The 16,353-nt window shown below is 39.8% G+C and carries 15 protein-coding genes; all 15 read right to left on the reverse strand.

Annotation, left to right across the window (positions count from 1 at the left end; translation table 11 throughout):
* Positions 1-176: 176 nt before the first annotated feature.
* The 15 genes from G580_RS10970 to G580_RS0103820 all read right to left on the reverse strand — a co-directional run bounded on the left by G580_RS10970 (position 177) and on the right by G580_RS0103820 (position 16,353).
* Positions 177-2,453, reverse strand: a complete 2,277-nt coding sequence (locus tag G580_RS10970; RefSeq protein ID WP_028841103.1) for a flagellar hook-basal body complex protein — start codon at positions 2,451-2,453, stop codon at positions 177-179.
* Positions 2,454-2,486: 33 nt separating this feature from the next.
* Positions 2,487-3,890, reverse strand: a complete 1,404-nt coding sequence (locus G580_RS0103750; protein ID WP_028841104.1) for a flagellar hook protein FlgE — start codon at positions 3,888-3,890, stop codon at positions 2,487-2,489.
* Positions 3,891-3,893: 3 nt separating this feature from the next.
* Positions 3,894-4,574, reverse strand: a complete 681-nt coding sequence (locus G580_RS0103755) for a flagellar hook assembly protein FlgD (protein ID WP_028841105.1) — start codon at positions 4,572-4,574, stop codon at positions 3,894-3,896.
* A 15-nt stretch (positions 4,575-4,589) separates the two neighbouring features.
* The gene (locus tag G580_RS0103760; protein WP_028841106.1) at positions 4,590-6,230 is read right to left on the reverse strand and encodes a flagellar hook-length control protein FliK; all 1,641 of its coding nucleotides are present in this window, start codon (positions 6,228-6,230) and stop codon (positions 4,590-4,592) included.
* Between the two features lie 198 nt (positions 6,231-6,428).
* Positions 6,429-7,877, reverse strand: a complete 1,449-nt coding sequence (locus G580_RS0103770; protein WP_028841107.1) for an NADH-quinone oxidoreductase subunit N — start codon at positions 7,875-7,877, stop codon at positions 6,429-6,431.
* Positions 7,878-7,890: 13 nt separating this feature from the next.
* A complete protein-coding gene (locus tag G580_RS0103775; protein ID WP_028841108.1) occupies positions 7,891-9,360 on the reverse strand; it encodes an NADH-quinone oxidoreductase subunit M in 1,470 nt (489 codons plus the stop codon).
* Between the two features lie 16 nt (positions 9,361-9,376).
* Complete coding sequence (nuoL, locus tag G580_RS0103780) at positions 9,377-11,329, reverse strand: NADH-quinone oxidoreductase subunit L (protein ID WP_051173045.1); 1,953 nt, start codon at positions 11,327-11,329, stop codon at positions 9,377-9,379.
* 5 nt (positions 11,330-11,334) lie between these two features.
* A complete protein-coding gene (gene nuoK, locus G580_RS0103785; protein ID WP_028841110.1) occupies positions 11,335-11,637 on the reverse strand; it encodes an NADH-quinone oxidoreductase subunit NuoK in 303 nt (100 codons plus the stop codon).
* A 7-nt stretch (positions 11,638-11,644) separates the two neighbouring features.
* Positions 11,645-12,187 (reverse strand): NADH-quinone oxidoreductase subunit J family protein, encoded by a 543-nt coding sequence (locus G580_RS09850; protein WP_051173048.1) that lies wholly within the window; start codon positions 12,185-12,187, stop codon positions 11,645-11,647.
* A gap of 2 nt (positions 12,188-12,189) precedes the next feature.
* Positions 12,190-12,741, reverse strand: coding sequence for a NuoI/complex I 23 kDa subunit family protein (locus G580_RS09855; RefSeq protein WP_156874780.1), 552 nt, complete (start codon positions 12,739-12,741; stop codon positions 12,190-12,192).
* 13 nt (positions 12,742-12,754) lie between these two features.
* On the reverse strand, positions 12,755-13,735 hold the full coding sequence (nuoH, locus tag G580_RS0103800; protein WP_051173052.1) for an NADH-quinone oxidoreductase subunit NuoH: 981 nt from the start codon (positions 13,733-13,735) through the stop codon (positions 12,755-12,757).
* Positions 13,736-13,744: 9 nt separating this feature from the next.
* A complete protein-coding gene (locus tag G580_RS0103805; protein WP_028841112.1) occupies positions 13,745-14,974 on the reverse strand; it encodes an NADH-quinone oxidoreductase subunit D in 1,230 nt (409 codons plus the stop codon).
* A gap of 3 nt (positions 14,975-14,977) precedes the next feature.
* A complete protein-coding gene (locus G580_RS09860; protein WP_038041495.1) occupies positions 14,978-15,490 on the reverse strand; it encodes an NADH-quinone oxidoreductase subunit C in 513 nt (170 codons plus the stop codon).
* A gap of 3 nt (positions 15,491-15,493) precedes the next feature.
* Positions 15,494-16,009 carry an NADH-quinone oxidoreductase subunit B gene (locus G580_RS0103815; protein WP_028841113.1) on the reverse strand — a complete coding sequence of 172 codons (516 nt, stop codon included), beginning with the start codon at positions 16,007-16,009 and terminating at the stop codon, positions 15,494-15,496.
* A complete protein-coding gene (locus G580_RS0103820; protein WP_028841114.1) occupies positions 16,000-16,353 on the reverse strand; it encodes an NADH-quinone oxidoreductase subunit A in 354 nt (117 codons plus the stop codon). Before G580_RS0103820 ends, G580_RS0103815 begins: the two co-directional genes overlap by 10 nt.

The raw sequence follows: 16,353 nt of genomic DNA on the forward strand, positions 1-16,353 counted from the left end.
AATTATTTTCTCTAAAAGTCAAGACATCTTTGTAATTTTTTTAAATTATTTTTATAATCTTTGAGTCTTCACCTAACCGGTAGATAACTTTTATTTAGGAGATGTAAGAGGTAGATTAGGAAAAGGGGAAGATACCCTGGGAAGGGTTGATTAGCCTTCCCAGGGATAAATAAAGGTTACCTCTTAAGGTTTATCAATTCTTCGAGCATGGTATCTGAAACGGTGATGATACGGGAATCAGCCTGAAAACCTCTCTGAAAGATGATCATTTTTACAAACTGTTCTCCCAGGTCTACGTTAGACTGTTCTATCGAGTTAGGAGCTATCGTTCCGAGGCCATTGCTACCTGGTTTACCTGTCACAGGAGGCCCTGAGTGGGTGGTTTCTTTAAAAAGGTTACCTCCTACTTTTTGAAGTCTTTCAGGGGCGTTAAAGTTTGCTAAAGCTACCATCCAGAGAGGAATAACCCTTCCGTTAGAGTAATTACCGGTGATAATACCTTGGTTATCTACGGTTATACTTTCCAGGGCACCTGGACCAAAACCATCTTGGTCATAAAAAATGGTGGCATTAGAGGTTGCATACTGTGTAGTCCTTACAGATTCAGACCGCCAGGAGTCTTTAAAAAAGTATCCAAAGTTTAGCTCTATTTGCTGAAGGTCATTTCTTACAAGACCTTGATCTTGCGAGTTTGGTGGGTAAATATCATATGGGAAATCTATGCCCAAAAAGTCGGCTATCATAAGGGGGTAACCGTGTGAACCAAGGGCTGAAAACTTATCCACCGGATCTGGAACAGGATTACCAGTAATATCTACCACCTGAACTAAAGCCCCGGTGTTTGCATCCACTCTGTAAGTTTCATAAAACTTCTTAACGTTTCCTTGGTTATCAAACTCAAGCCTACCATACATCAATACCCCTTTTAAACTCTTAGCCCGCACATTACCTGAAGGTATTTGAAGTTGTTGAGTAATCGTTCCTTCTTCATACTGCCACTGCATAGGAAGGGTGTCTTTGGTAAAATCTCTCACATCTTCGTTAGGGTTACAGGCCACCAAAAACTCGTAAACGTTATCTTTGGTGGTAGGGTTATAATAAACCGTAATCTCATGCGGAGTACCAAGAGAATCATAAACTGTAAGGGTTGTTCTGTAAGAATAGGCGGTAGAAGGTATAGGAACATCCTGCCTTGCATCCCAGTAAGAAAGAAGAGAATCTGTTTCTTGTAAAGTAAACACTGTGACAGTTGGTGTACCACCACCATACCCTAAGTTAGACCAGTCTAAATTGATCCTTTGAGTGGTTCCATCAAGAAAGAAGAAAATGTTCGTTTCATCAGAGTTGTCACCTTTTACAAGGAGGGTTCCTGTCTCTTGAATAGGGTCATCAGGATTAATTGCAGGGGTTGCAGCAGGGTTTTCAAAAACCCTGTAGTCCCACCTGCCATCGGTACTGTCATACCTTATATACACACGTAGCTTCCTTTGAGTTCCGTTAGCATCTATTACCTGAGGATCAGTAGGAGCAATAAAGTCTATATATTCCCAGGTATCTGGATCTACATCACCTGACAATTCTATCCTTCCTGTTCTTCCTGGCATCTTAATGTCGTTAGCACCGTTTACATGGGTAACTCCACTCCAGTCAAAACTTATTAGCTCTTTGGTAGAAGGAAGTTCAAAAGAGACTCTGGTTGAGGTGCTGTCTGTAAAACTGATTATAGTCTGGTTTGTTTCCAAGTTATAGATTTCACAAGCCCATTTTTGGGTGGCTGCGTTATACCCAAGTTTTATTCCTATCTTATTGTCTTTACCATCTATGTCCCTTATTACTACCTCATAATAGCCTGCGTTAGGAAAATAAGTATAGTTTCCGTCTGAAGGGTCGTCGTATAGATTTCCGCTTAAAAAAATAAGCTTGGTTCTTGTTTCCTCTCTTGCATCCAAGTTTGTGATAACATCTATTTTAGAAGTCTTAACCGGAGGAGAAGAGCGGTCTATTTGAATGTCGGTGATAGCACCGGTTATGTCTCCGGTTACCTCATCTATCCTCCATCCTTGCACCCTTAACCCACCTGCATTAACTAAATATCCTGTTTTATCTATCACAAACTGTCCGTCTCTGGTGTAAAACACGTTTCCTGTACTTTTAGGGTCTTTTACGATAAAAAACCCTGATCCGGCTATAGCCATATCAGTTGGGTTGGCTGTTGATTCAAAAGACCCTTGATTAAAAAGAGAATAAAGTGCCTGAATACTTGCTCCTCTTCCAAGTTGTCCTGAGCCAGCCCCGGTATTGATACTTTGAGCCATAACATCGCTAAAAGAGATCCTGGCACCTTTAAACGCGGTAGTATTTAAATTAGAAACATTGTCTCCGATTACGCTCATACCATGTCCAAGGGCCCTCAAACCGCTTGTTCCTGTAAACAAGGCATCGGTCAAACCCATATTAACACCCCCTCTATATTTTTATCGGATTTTTTAACGTTTACTTAAAAAATCTTCTAACATCTGGTCTGCGGTGGTTATCACCCTGGTATTACTCTGAAAAGCCCTTTGCAAGGTAATTAAACTCACCATCTCAGAAGCTAAATCTACGTTTGAATTTTCGAGGGCTCCAGAAAGAAGCCTTCCTCTTTCAAAAACCCCGGGAGAAAAGATAAAAGGCTGAGCCCCTTCTCTTGCCATAAAAAGTCCATTACCTACCTTAATCAAATTTTCTTCATAACCAGAAAAATCTGCTAAAAAGATCTTTGAAACCTCTATGTTTTTGTTGTTGGTATACCAGGCAACCACCTTACCTTCTTCGGTAATCACCTCTATCTTGTCAAATACCCCTACTGGATAACCATCTTGGTTAAAGTACAGCTGAGCAAAAGGGTTAGCCTGAAGTTTACTAGGATTGGCAGATCTAGTGATACTGCCGTCTGGTTCTACCCTGAAACCAAGGTTTAAAGTTATGGTTTGGGTAGCACCTCCTATGTTTACCTGAAACTGTGGCCTACCAAGAGCGGTTAAATCCATCGGTGGGTCAATTGTGGGGTCAAAGGAAGAAGGGTTGGTTATCTCCCAAAAATTAGCCCCCACTATATCTCCGTTACCTCCAAAAGATAGCCTTCCATACAAAAATGCCCCTTGATATTTTCCTGAACCTCTTCCATCTAAGGCTGGATCTTCCAGGGCAAACAAAAGCTCATATTCATTAAGATTTGAAGTGCGGTCTACATAAAGCTTAAAGTTAGTCTTATTCCCAAAGGAATCATAACCATAAAAATCAAAGACATAGTCAAACTTCTGATTTTCTATTATGTTAGAAGAGGTTGCATCATAACTTTGCCAAAGTGGATCGTTTATAGGTTCAACAGGTTTGGTGCTATCAAAGATAAGCTGAAGGTCTATGTTCGATGTGCTTTTAGGAGGCATGACCTTAGGGATAAGATAGGGTTTAAGACTGGTCAAGTCGGCTGAAGTTGAATCTGGAGTTGAACCCAAAAGATAAAGTCCCATACTATTTTGTAAGGCCAAATGTTGTTCGTCTACCTGGTTGACAAAAAACTGTCCATCCCGAGTAAAAAAAATATTTCCCTTTTGGTCTGAGACCACAAAGAAACCCTTACCAGAGATGGCAAGGTCAGTAGGAGAATCGGTGGTTACGATAGCCCCTTGGTTAAAAAGCGTTCTTATAGCCTTTACGTTACTTCCCAACCCTTTTTCTCTTCTAAAGGTTTCTGCATAAGCTTCTACCAGGGCATTTGCAAACTCATACCTACTTCCTTTAAACCCGGTAGTGTTAAGGTTAGAGATGTTGTCTGCAGAAACGTTCATTCCCATAGAAGTGGTTAACACCCCACTATATCCTATATACATGGCACCAAAAAGTCCCATTTCTTAACCTCCTATCAATTCTTTGATGTCAGAAAGCTTAATTTCCTGGACTCCGTTTATCACAAGCCTGTTTTCTTCCCCTAACTTAGATCCTGTAACTTTAGCTACCATCGTTGGTTTTACCGAATTAATCGTTTTACCATCAAAAAGAAGGACAGAAAAGGTATAATTACCCTCATGTACAGGATTTCCTGCCTGATCCTTTCCATCCCATTCTATTTTGTGAATACCTTCTTTAAGGTCTGTAAGGGGTATCTTTTTTACCAGATTACCTTTAGAATCTCTTATAACGATTTCTCCTCCGGTGACAAACCCTTCAACCTTAAACTCACCACCCAGAAACTGACCTTGCTCTACCCTGCCTATGTTTGAATCTACCTTTACCTTTTTATCTACCAAGCTTGAGACATAGGTAAGATTAAGGTTCTTACCAAGGTCAACCAGACTTTTTAAAGTATCGTTGATGTTAAAAAGTTGGTCTACCTGATTGAACAAAGCAAGTTGAATAGCCATATCGTTGTTTTCAAGAGGTTTCATAGGGTCTTGATACTTAAGCTGAGTAACAAAAAGCTTCATAAAATCATCTTTTTGTAAAACTTTTTTAGGTGTTCTCTGGGTATTCTGAGAAGAGCTGTTTACTGAACTAATGGTAGAACTATTGGCATTAACCGGGGTGGTAGCCATAACCTTTTTTCCTCCTTAAACGATAAAATAATGCTTTCCCTTCAGATTTTTGAACCCCTCATTAGAGTCTAAAACATTAGGATCCTGGTTTTGTTCTGCTAAACTGCTTTTTAAACCATTAGACCCCTCTCTTTTCTCTCCAGATCTCCCTGCAAAACCCTGGTAACCCCAGTTGAGCTGGGTCTGGAAATCTTTAAGAGAAAGCCCAAGTTCTTTTAAACTTTCTCTTATGGCTTCAACGTTATTTTGAAGTTCCCGAAAGGCTTCTTCTTTCTCCACCCTGGCTACTATGATTACCTCTTTTTCTTTAACCTTAATTTCTAAATCCAGACCTCCTAAATGTGGAGGTTCAAGCCTTACATAAGCTTTCTTTTCTCCTTCTGGAAGGACCTCTGCCGAAAACCTCTTAACAAACTCAAAAAACTGAGGAGACATCTTATCTCCTTCTAAAAACTTTACAGTCTCTATATTTACCAGGTGCTGGTCGTTAGACCTTAGGTGAGACACTTGATGGTAAAAAAATTGGAACCGAGTTAACTCTCCCTGTCCTTCTTGAGAAAATCCTTGTTTCTCTTTTAATAAAGCAATACCCTCCGCTAAAAAGGACCCTTTTTCTTTAACTCTTTCAAAATATTTTTCAAACACCTCGGCACTTTTATCTGAAACTTCTTGAGAACTAAAAGACTTAGCAGATAATCCCTTAACCACTGCAAATGGGGCTTCAGTTAATCTTAAGTCCTTTACCCCTGCAATTCTCTCACCTAAAATCGTCTCTTTCTCAGGCAATCTCTCCCCCAACTTGTCAAACAAGCTATCGAAAACCTGGTTATTAGTTAAAAAACTTTCCTTTAAATTAGTCTCACCCTGTTTTACAAGTCCTAACAACTTTAGTTTTAAACCCAAAAAATTTTTATCAGAAAAAACCTCAGTCTTTATCTTTTCTTCAAGTTTTTGTATCAAGTTCTGAAAAGATAAACCATCCTTTTCCTCTAAAACTGTTTGAAAATTTTGTTCTTGTTTTAACTTTTGCTCCCCATCCCCAACAGAAAGATCTCCTTTTATCTTAAAAAACGAATAAGCCCAAAGAGACGTCATATCTTCGTTAAGCTGAAAGCCAGTTTCTATCTTGTGGTTTAGCCAGGCTAAAAAATCACTTTTAAGGTCAGGTAAAGATAAAAGTTTGTTCAATTCTTCATAAACCCTAAGTTTTTCTGAGGGATTACCTAAAAATTTATCCAAAAGTTCTCCCAAGGCCTTTTGGTTTAGAGTTAACCCAGAAACCTCTGTTAATCCTTCCTTAGATATGGATTGAGCAAAACCTTCTAAATTAATCCCGGTCTTATCCACTAAATATCCCCAAAACAAAAAACCCCACACACCTTGCAAGTCCTCATCATGAGCTTGGTCTTTTGAAAGAATCTTAGTCTGAGACAAACCCTCAGTTTGTGTTCCTTTAGTCTGTATTAAACCTTGAACTTGGTCTGCGTTTATGCCCTGAGAACTCAACAGCTGAGAAGAAGAATCTCCATTAGAAAGCAAATAAAGAAGGATAACCTGTAGAAAGTTAAATTCCTGATTAATCTCTCCTGAAATCCCCCCATTAGATAAAAGAAGGTTGCCACAGGAAAAATTATTTGAATTTAAATTTACCTTCATCTTAGCTCCCCTGTAGGCGTTTTTTATTTATTTAAAAAATCAAAAATTATGCCTAAACTATAAAAGACTAGGATATGGCAAACCTAAAGAAAAATAAGAGGTTAGTCAAGGGGAGGAGAAAAGGAGCTATATCAGGGCAGGAAAAATTAGCCCTGTTTCTTGGTAGAGAGAAGGGAAAAGATTTCCTGAGGGTGGTGCTTAATAAGGATAAAAAAGAAAGGTAAGATAAAGATAAAGGGTTCTGTAAACCATGTCTACCCAGGGTTTGGGGTAGATACCGATCAAAAGGGTGAGAAAAGCGGTTATACTAACAGGAAACCAAACCCCAGGTTCCCAACGGTAGGAAAAGGTTTCCTCGGTCTTTTCCATGTAGATAAACTTTAAAACCCTAAGATAGGGGTAAGCCCCTATCACTGAAAAAAGAACAGCTAAGATAGCCACCCAGATATATCCTGACTTAACCAAACCGATAAAAAGATAAAATTTTCCCATAAAACCTGCTGTCGGAGGAACCCCTGCTAAAGAAAACATAAAAATCAAGGTTAAAAAACTAAGCCCAGGGGAGATTTGGCTCAAGCCCGACAGTTTAGGTATATAAAGAAGATCCTTTTGGTAATTGGCCAAAAACACCGCTATACTAAACATTCCTATGGTCATGATAAGATACACCAAAAGGTAAAAAATCGTAAAGCTATAGCCTATCAGGTCCCCGGTAATCAAGCCTAAACCAGCATAACCTGCATGTGCAATAGAGGAAAAGGCAAGCATTCTTATCAGATGGTCTTGCTTGATAGCAAGCACATTTCCGATAAGAATGGTCAACAAAACCACAGGAATAAGTATTTGCCCTATCTTGGCTTTTAAAGGAATAAAAGCTACCATAAGCAACTTTATCAGACAGGCTATAACCACAAACTTAATTATGGAGGCGATAAAGGAGGTTATAGGCAAGGGTGCGCTTTCATAAGCATCAGGAGCCCACATATGAAAAGGTACAAAGGATATCTTCACCGAAAAACCTGCCAAAACAAACAAAAATCCTAAAAGAACATAGGTTAACTCTGCCTTACCAAACAGACTTTGGGCAATCTGCATAAAAAATAAAGACCCGGTAGCACTATAAACCAACCCCATACCCAAAAGCAAAAATACCGAACCCATAGCTCCAGCCAGGAAGTATTTAAAAGAACCTTCTAAAGATTTACGCTGTTGGGCAAAGTTTAACGCTATCAAAAGGTATACAGGGAAACTCATCAGCTCCATCGAAAGATACATGGTAATCAAATCCATAGAAGAAAGCATCAAAAAAGCACCTATCAGAGAAAGGATTAAAAACCCATAATACTCCCCATAGTTAAGCTGTGAATGATAGGTAAGATAGTTCTTAGAAAGGATAGCAATCAAAAAGATCCCAAACAAAACGATAAACTTAAAGACTATCGAGAAAAAATCGTTTTGATAACTTAACGTAAACCCCCCAAAAGGAGAGATTAAAAGAAGACCACTTGCTATCAAAAGAGATAGAAGGGTTAACCAAAAGGCATATCCTTTATTTTTAAAAAATCTATCAAAAAGAAAAATAAAACAACCTACCAGCAAAAGAAGAATTTCTGAAAGTATTACCCCAAAGTTAAGCTCTATGGTCATAACTTTAAGCCTCCTAAAACCTTAGGTTATTAAGTAAATGTTCGATGGAGGTGGTCATGTAGTCTAAGAAGGGTTTAGGATAAAGCCCTATAAAGAACACCAAAACCAACATAGGCAGCAAAGATAAAAATTCGTTAACCCTTAAAGGTGCTAACCCTTCGATATTAGGATTTACCCTTTCAAAAAATACCCGTTGGTAAAGCCAGAGCATATAACCTGCCCCGATGATAAGACCTAAGGCAGCGAACACAACCAAGAGTTTGTTAGTAAAGAAAACTCCTAAAAGGATCAGAAACTCCCCGATAAAACCATTGGTCCCTGGAAGGCCGATCGAGGCTAACGTAAAAATCATAAAAAAGGCAGCATAAACAGGCATGACAGAGGCAAGCCCTCCATAATAGTTTATCGCACGGCTATGAGTACGGTCATAAACTATGCCTACACACATAAACAAAGCACCGGTTACGATTCCATGATTAATCATCTGCAAAATAGCCCCTTTCATAGCTATAGGGTTAAAGGCAAAAATTCCCAGGGTTACAAAACCCATATGGCTAACCGAGCTATAGGCAATAAGCCTTTTTAAGTCATCCTGATAGAGACAGGCTAACCCACCGTAGATGATAGCTATCACCGAAAGTAAAAGTAATAACGGAGCAAACTCCTGAGCTGCATGAGGAAACAAGGGCAACCCAAACCTGAGAAAACCGTATGCCCCAAGCTTGATCAAAATACCGGCTAAAATAACAGACCCAGCGGTTGGAGCTTCAGTGTGAGCATCAGGTAACCAGGTATGAACAGGCCACATAGGAATTTTTATCGCAAAGGCAAGGGCAAAACCTAAAAACAAAAGTTTCTCAGCCAACCCCCCAAGAGGAACCCCTAAGAGCTTTGTGTAATCAAAGGTTCCAAACTTAAAGAAAAGATAAACGATGGCAATCAGCATAAAAACTGACCCAAAAAAGGTATAAAGAAAGAACTTAAGGGTTGAATAGATCCTTCTTGGTCCTCCCCAGATACCGATGATAAGATACATCGGAATAAGCATTGCCTCCCAAAATACGTAAAAAAGAAGCAGGTCAAGTGCACAAAGGCTACCTACAATTGCTATGTTGGTAAAAAGGAGAGCTAAATAAAACTCCCTTACCTTTTCCTTGATAGAATGCCAGGAAATGGTGATACAAAGTAAGGTGGTAAGGGTAGTAAGAGGTATAAAAAGGATGCTTATACCGTCGACCCCAAGGAAATAGTAACTATTTAAAGAATCTATCCAGAGTCTTTTTTCTACAAACTGAAACCCAGGGTTTTGAAAATCAAAGGAAAATAGAAGTAAAACCGACAAACCAAAGTCTATCAACATCGTAAAAAGTGCTATACATTTGGCTGTATCTTCAAACCTTTTTCCTAAGAAAAGAATGGGTAAAATCCCTAACAAAGGAAGCCATAAGATCCATGAAAGTAGATTGTTTTGTAAAAACTCCATAAACCTTCCTCCGCTTCTATCTTAGGCAAAAATACAAAATAAAATAAAGAATAAGACCTACCAGGATAAAAGTATTGTAATGGTTAACAATTCCTGAATGTACCGTCCGTAAGCCTGAGCCTGCAAGACTTATAAGTTTGGCTGTGCCGTTGATAACCCCTTCTATCAAAATACCGTCTGATACCTTAGTAACCATCCATTTAGCTGTCCATAAGGTAGAACGTACAAAAAGTAAATCATACACCTCATCAAAATACCACTTGGCATATAAAAAGCGATATACCGAAGGAAGGTTTTGGGATAACCAAAACTGAAGGTTTGGTCTTTTAAGATAGACTATCCAGGCTAAAAGGATACCCAAAAAGGCTGCCATAACAGAAAGTCCCATCAAAAGATACTCAGTCTGGTGTTCCATGGGCAGGGTCTTTGGATGTCCAAGAACCGACTCTAAAAAGTTTAAAAATACAGGGTTTCCTCCTAAGGAATGGGGAATTCCTAACCAACCTGCAAAAACAGCCCCTATGCTTATCAAACAAAGAGGAATAACCATCGTCCTTGGAGACTCATGAGGATGAAAATTCTTTCTCCCTTTATATTCTCCAAAGAACACCCGAAACACTAACCTGAAGGTATAAAAAGCTGTTAAAAACGCCACCAAAAGCCCTGTAACCCAAACCAACTTACCCCAGGGATATTGAGAGAAATAGGCCATCGCAAGTATTTCGTCTTTACTAAAAAATCCGGAAAGCCCTGGGAAACCAGCCAAGGCTAATGCACCTATCATAAAGGTAACAAATGTATAGGGCATATACTTTCTTAATCCACCCATCTGCCTTATGTCGTTGGTATGAACCGCATGGATCACGCTACCAGCACCGAGGAAAAGCAGAGCTTTAAAATAGGCATGGGTAAAGAGGTGAAAAATACCTGCAGCAAAGGCCCCTACTCCACAGGCCATAAACATATATCCTAATTGAGACATGGTAGAGTAAGCGATGATCCTTTTGATATCAAACCTGGTAGGGGCGATGGTTGCTGCCATAAAGCAGGTTAAAGCCCCCACCAAAGCTACCATAGCCATGGCATAAGAAGAAAGCTCAAAAAGGCCATGGAGCCTTGCTACCATGAAAACCCCTGCGGTAACCATCGTAGCCGCATGGATTAGCGCAGAAACAGGGGTTGGACCTTCCATCGCATCAGGAAGCCAGGTATGAAGCGGAACCTGTGCGCTTTTACCCATAGCCCCACAAAAAAGTAAAAAGGCAATCAAAAAAGGAACATGGATTTCTAAACCTAAAAAGTCTATATATTTTTCAGACAAAAGAGGGAGCTTAGAAAAGACCTCCTGGTAATAAAGAGCTCCTGTATAATAAAACAGGGCAAACACCCCCAGGGCAAAACCAAAATCACCTACCCTGTTAACGATAAAGGCTTTTTTGGCTGCGTTGGCTGCACTCTTTTTCTCATACCAGAAACCGATCAAAAGGTAAGAACAAAGCCCTACTGCCTCCCACCCTAAATAAAGCTGAACCACATTGTTAGAAAGAACCAGCATCAGCATGCTAAACGTGAAAAGAGAGATGTAAGAAAAAAAACGATAATATCCAGGGTCTCCATACATATAGCCGATAGAGTAAACATGGATAAGAAAGGATAACGAAAGCACCATCGTGGTCATTAATATAGAAAGAGGGTCAACTAAAAAACCTAACCCTACCTTCAAGTTTAAAGCAAAAATCCAGGTATAAAGGTCAAAATCAAAAATCTTTCCTGAAAGGACCTCAAACAAAATCTTTAAAGAGATCAGAAAACTTATGAAAATAGCTAACACTGGAATCTGATGTGCCTTTTCCCTTAAATATCTTTTACCAAAGATAAGGGTAAAAAGACTACCTAAAAGGGGTATAAAAGGTATAAGAAAAACCCAGAGGTTAAAATGGGTAATCAACTCATAAGGATGTTCTGCCATAAAAACTACCCCTTGTAATGGTTTATTTCTTCGGTATAAACGGTTTTAAGTTTTTTGTAAATCAATATAGCTAAAGTCAATCCGATCGCAGCCTCAGCCGCAGCCATCGCTATGATAAAAAATACCATCACATAACCAGTTATGTCTTTTTTAAAATAAGAAAGTGCGGCAAAAAGGATGATGATGGCGTTAAGCATAATCTCTATGGAAACCAAAACTACTATCAAATTTCGCCTCATCAAGAAACCAAAAAGTCCTATCAGAAAAAGGACCAATGATAGGATTAAATATGCCTCAAAAGGTACCATCTTTTTCCTAAGCCTCCTCTGTAGTTTTAACTTTTCTTACCAAAAAGACCGCCCCTAAAACCGCTACCAGCAATATCACTCCTATGATCTCAAAAGGCAAAAGATAATAGTTAAAAAGATAATGGGCTATCCACCAAAGGTTGTCTTTTTCCAAAGGATTAAAGGGTAGTACTGCTTGCTCAAACTTTTTGGCTCCATATATCAAGTAAAGATTAACACCCATGAACCCTAAAAACAGCAAAAAAACTAAACTACAGAGGCAAAAACGTTTAACAAAGAAGCTGTGTTTTGTCTCCTTTCTCAGGTTTATCAGATAAACCACAAACAAAAATAAGACCAGCACCGCCCCTGCGTATACAATCAGCTGTACAGCCATCAAAAACTCAGAGCCAAGGGTTAAAAGCAAAAAAGCCTGATGCACCACCATTACCAAAACGAGAAGTATGGTGTGTACTGGATTTTTCGATAAAACCGCAAGCACACTTGAAACCACCATCGCAAAAGCTAAATACCCAAAAATAAGGCTGTTAAGCTCTATACCCAATCCCATGCTTAAACCCCTTTAGCCTTTCTTTTTACTATAGAAAATAACTCCTCTGGGATACCCTTAGGTTTCCAGAATGGATTAAAGTAAGGCCTTTCAGCTTTAGCGATAAACTCATCCCAGTTTTTAAGCAATCTTTCCTGGTCAAAATAAAGGTCTTCTCTGTTTTCGCCTACATACTGATAAAACTCTGTAAGCACCAAGGCATTAACCGGACAAACCTCTACACAATAACCACAATACACGCACCTTGAAGCATCTATAGCATACTGAGCTAATTGCCTTTTCCTCTTTCCTTCCTCCTCTATCTCTACAGTTTTGATGTAGATACATTTTGAAGGGCAAACCCGTTCACATCTGTGGCAAGCCACACAGATAGGTCCCTGGGTAAGTTCACTTCTAACCAAAGCATGTCTTCCTCTAAAACCTGGATAAGATTGAGGAATTACCTTGTCGTAGCATTCGATGGTAACAGGCTTCTCAAACAGTAATTTTTTAAGGGTCAAGGCTAATCCCCTTAGGATCTCTATCAAAAAAACCTTTTCAACAAGACTCTTCACCTTCGAAATCCTCCTAAAAAATCAGTTTTATCAAGGCTGTTAAAAACAGATTTATCAAACCAAGAGGGATAAGCACCTTCCATCCAAGGTCCATAAGCTGGTCATAACGATATCTCGGAAGGGTAGCCCTTATCCAGATGTAAAAGAAAAGTAAGGCATAAACTTTTACCACAAACCAGAAAAAGGGAACATAAGGGACCTCAAAAGGCCCTGCCCAACCACCTAAAAAACAAGTAACTGCAAGGGCACTCATCACAAGCATTCCAAAATATTCTGCCAGATAAAAAAGTGCAAACCTCATACCTGAATATTCTACAAAATACCCTGCAACAAGCTCTGTCTCTGCCTCAGGCAAATCAAAGGGAGTGCGATTACACTCAGCTACCGCTGAAACGATAAAAACAAAAAAGCCAATCAGCTGAGGAATAAGATAAACCTTAAAAGGTGAGTTTATCTGAGCTCTTACGATATCTCCAAGGTTAAGGGACCCTGCCATCAAAACCACGCTTAAAAGGGCAAGGCTCATCGCTATCTCATAGCTTATCACCTGAGCACTGGCCCTAAGCCCTCCTAAAAAGGCATACCTTGAGTTAGAAGCCCATCCTGATAGTATAACTCCATAGGCACTTAAAGAGCTTAAAGCCAAAATAAACAAAAGACCTACGTTTATGTTGCTTATCACAAAATTTTCCCAAAGAGGCACCAACGCTATCCCTGTTCCAGCACAAACCAGAGAGATAAAAGGGGCGATATAAAATACAGGCCTATCTACCTGAGCAGGAATGATATCTTCCTTGGTAAGCAGCTTTAACATGTCAGCTATGGGTTGTAAAAGCCCTCTTGGTCCTACTCTGTTAGGTCCAAGCCTTTGTTGCATCCTGGCAATGATCTTTCTTTCTGCGTAAGTAAGATAAGCTACGTGTAAAAGGCTTACTATAAGCAGGATCACCGTTCCTGCCAAAAACCAAAACAGATTGGACCAAAGGTCTTCCATATATCCTCCTTACCTGTCAGAATCCCCTAAAACTATGTCAAGGGTCCCTATAATGGCTACCAGATCAGCAATCATATGCCCTTTTGTCATATGAGAAATGGCAGAGATATGTACAAAAGAGGGAGTCCTGATCCTAAGCCTCCAGGGTCTACTTGAACCATCACTTACCACATAAACCGAAAGTTCACCCTTAGGAGATTCTATAGAAGCAAAGGCCTCCCCTACAGGGACGATTTCTTTTTCTTTTGGTTTAAACATAACCCCAAGCTTGGGATGGGGTTGGGCAGAAACCTCTCTCACCTTTTCTGGCATAAGAAGGTCAGGAGAATTTTCAGCTAACACTGCCTCTCCTTCAGTTTCAGAAAGTCTGTCTAAACATTGTTTAATAATCCAGTTAGACTGACGAAGCTCTATCATCCTTACTCTATAACGATCATAGGTATCTCCATTTTGTCCTATAGGAACCTCAAACTCTACCTCAGAGTAAGCATCATAAGGTCTAAACTTTCTTACGTCATAGGAAACCCCTGACCCCCTTAAACAGGGACCGGTAAGTCCTAAGTTAAAAGCCTCTTCAGTAGAAACCACCGCTATGTTCTTGGTTCGTTTAAGCCAGATACGGTTGGTATCGATTAAGGTCTCGTAGTCGGTAATCCTTTTAGGAAACTCCTCTACAAACCGATAGAGTTCCTCTATAACCTCAGGCTCAAAATCTCTTCTTACCCCACCCACCCTAACGTAACTATGGGTGAGCCTTGCCCCACAAATCCTTTCATAGATGTTTAACAACCATTCTCTGTCCCTAAAACAGTAAAGAAAAACCGTCATCGCACCTATATCAAGTGCATGGGTTGCAAGCCAGAGCAAATGACTACATATCCTTGCCATCTCTGAAACGATCGTCCTTATCAGTTTAGCCCTTCTTGGCACCTCAAGTCTGAGAAGTTTTTCAAACGCAAGGGCAAAGGCTACGTTGTTTGCCGCAGAAGAAATATAGTCTAACCGGTCACTCAAAACGATGGTCTGGTTGTAGTTAAGATTTTCTGCAAGTTTTTCTATTCCTCTATGAAGATAACCGATGATAGGGTCGCAGTTAACGATGGTTTCTCCCTCTAACTCAAGGAAAAGACGTAAAACCCCGTGAGTAGAAGGGTGCTGAGGACCCATGTTCAGGTAAAAAGGCTCCTCCCAGCTGTCTTTGCCTTTCTGTTTTTTATTAACCTCTAAAACTAAAGACATCCTTTAGCCTCTCCTCTTATACTTTTCTAACAAAACCTTGTATGGTTCCCAATCCTCTTCCTCTGAGAAAAGAGGATAATCCTTTCTTAAAGGATACCCCTTCCAGTCTTCAGGCATAAGCACCCTTCTTAAGTCAGGATGACCTTTAAAAACTATCCCAAACATATCAAAACACTCTCTCTCAAACCAGTTAGCCTCTTTCCACAGAGAGGTGATAGAATACTGCCAGGGATCCTCTTCTGGAACCCTAACCTTTAACCTTAAAAGTTTTTTTTCATCTAAATTATAAACATGATAAACCACCTCAAACCTTTCCTCAAAGGTCTTAGGTTTGTATCCTAAGTAATCAACCCCACAAAGGTCGATCAGATGGATAAAACCTTTTTCTTGTTTAAGCCAGGTTATAAGGTCTAAAAAACCTTCTCTATTACAAACCACCACTTCTCCGTCAACCTCCTGAAAACCTTCTTTCACTATCTCTGGAAACTTAGTCTTTAACTCTTCATAAAGTGCCATACACTATCTCCAGTAACCCCATCTTTTAGTCTCTTTTTTTATTTTTTCCTGGAGTTGCAATAAAGCATAGATCAAGGCTTCAGGACGAGGAGGGCATCCAGGGAGATAGATGTCTACCGGTAAAAACTGGTCTACTCCCTGAGCTACCGCATAGGTTTTAAAGATTCCACCAGAGCAAGCACAACTTCCCATGGCGATCACATACTTAGGCTCTGGCATCTGGTCATATACCCTTCTTACTATCGGAGCCATCTTTTTGGTTACCGTACCTGCCACTATCAAAAGGTCTGCCTGACGAGGGGTGGCTCTAAAGATGATCCCATATCGGTCAAGGTCATAGTGACTGGCACCAGTTGCCATCATCTCTATCGCACAGCAGGCAAGCCCAAAGGTAAGAGGCCACAAAGAACCTGCTCTCGCCCAGTTTACCACCTTATCTATGGTAGTAACAACCACAGGGGCTCCTGGGACCTGTCTTACTCCAGGTGCTATCTCTATGGTAGATTTTTCTACTCCCATTTTAAAGCTCCTTCTCTCCAGGCATAGACATAGGCTACCAACAACAAAAACACAAAAACCGCTATTTCTACAAAACCAAACCAACCAAGGTCTTCAAAAACTACTGCCCAGGGATAAAGAAAAACCAACTCAACATCAAACACCAAAAAAATCACAGCTATCAGGTAAAATTTCACCTTAAGGGGTATTCTTGCATCCCAGGAAACATCTATACCACATTCATAAGGCTTAAACTTAGCAGAGTTAAACCTTTTTAAAGCCAAAAAATTGTTAGCTATCACCAATAAAATCCCAAGAAGAAAAAGTAAAAAACCAAACAAAAAAATCCCCTGATACCCACTCAT

The organism is Thermodesulfobacterium hveragerdense DSM 12571, assembly GCF_000423845.1.
GTDB lineage: Bacteria > Desulfobacterota > Thermodesulfobacteria > Thermodesulfobacteriales > Thermodesulfobacteriaceae > Thermodesulfobacterium > Thermodesulfobacterium hveragerdense.

Coding starts and splice junctions, on each gene's coding strand:
- G580_RS10970 (WP_028841103.1), bottom strand. CDS start 2,453: ATGGGTTTGACCGATGCCTTGTTTACAGGAACAAGCGGTTTGAGGGCC.
- G580_RS0103750 (WP_028841104.1), bottom strand. CDS start 3,890: ATGGGACTTTTTGGTGCCATGTATATAGGATATAGTGGGGTGTTAACC.
- G580_RS0103755 (WP_028841105.1), bottom strand. CDS start 4,574: ATGGCTACCACCCCGGTTAATGCCAATAGTTCTACCATTAGTTCAGTA.
- G580_RS0103760 (WP_028841106.1), bottom strand. CDS start 6,230: ATGAAGGTAAATTTAAATTCAAATAATTTTTCCTGTGGCAACCTTCTT.
- G580_RS0103770 (WP_028841107.1), bottom strand. CDS start 7,877: ATGACCATAGAGCTTAACTTTGGGGTAATACTTTCAGAAATTCTTCTT.
- G580_RS0103775 (WP_028841108.1), bottom strand. CDS start 9,360: ATGGAGTTTTTACAAAACAATCTACTTTCATGGATCTTATGGCTTCCT.
- nuoL (WP_051173045.1), bottom strand. CDS start 11,329: ATGGCAGAACATCCTTATGAGTTGATTACCCATTTTAACCTCTGGGTT.
- nuoK (WP_028841110.1), bottom strand. CDS start 11,637: ATGGTACCTTTTGAGGCATATTTAATCCTATCATTGGTCCTTTTTCTG.
- G580_RS09850 (WP_051173048.1), bottom strand. CDS start 12,187: ATGGGATTGGGTATAGAGCTTAACAGCCTTATTTTTGGGTATTTAGCT.
- nuoH (WP_051173052.1), bottom strand. CDS start 13,735: ATGGAAGACCTTTGGTCCAATCTGTTTTGGTTTTTGGCAGGAACGGTG.
- G580_RS0103805 (WP_028841112.1), bottom strand. CDS start 14,974: ATGTCTTTAGTTTTAGAGGTTAATAAAAAACAGAAAGGCAAAGACAGC.
- G580_RS09860 (WP_038041495.1), bottom strand. CDS start 15,490: ATGGCACTTTATGAAGAGTTAAAGACTAAGTTTCCAGAGATAGTGAAA.
- G580_RS0103815 (WP_028841113.1), bottom strand. CDS start 16,009: ATGGGAGTAGAAAAATCTACCATAGAGATAGCACCTGGAGTAAGACAG.
- G580_RS0103820 (WP_028841114.1), bottom strand. CDS start 16,353: ATGAGTGGGTATCAGGGGATTTTTTTGTTTGGTTTTTTACTTTTTCTT.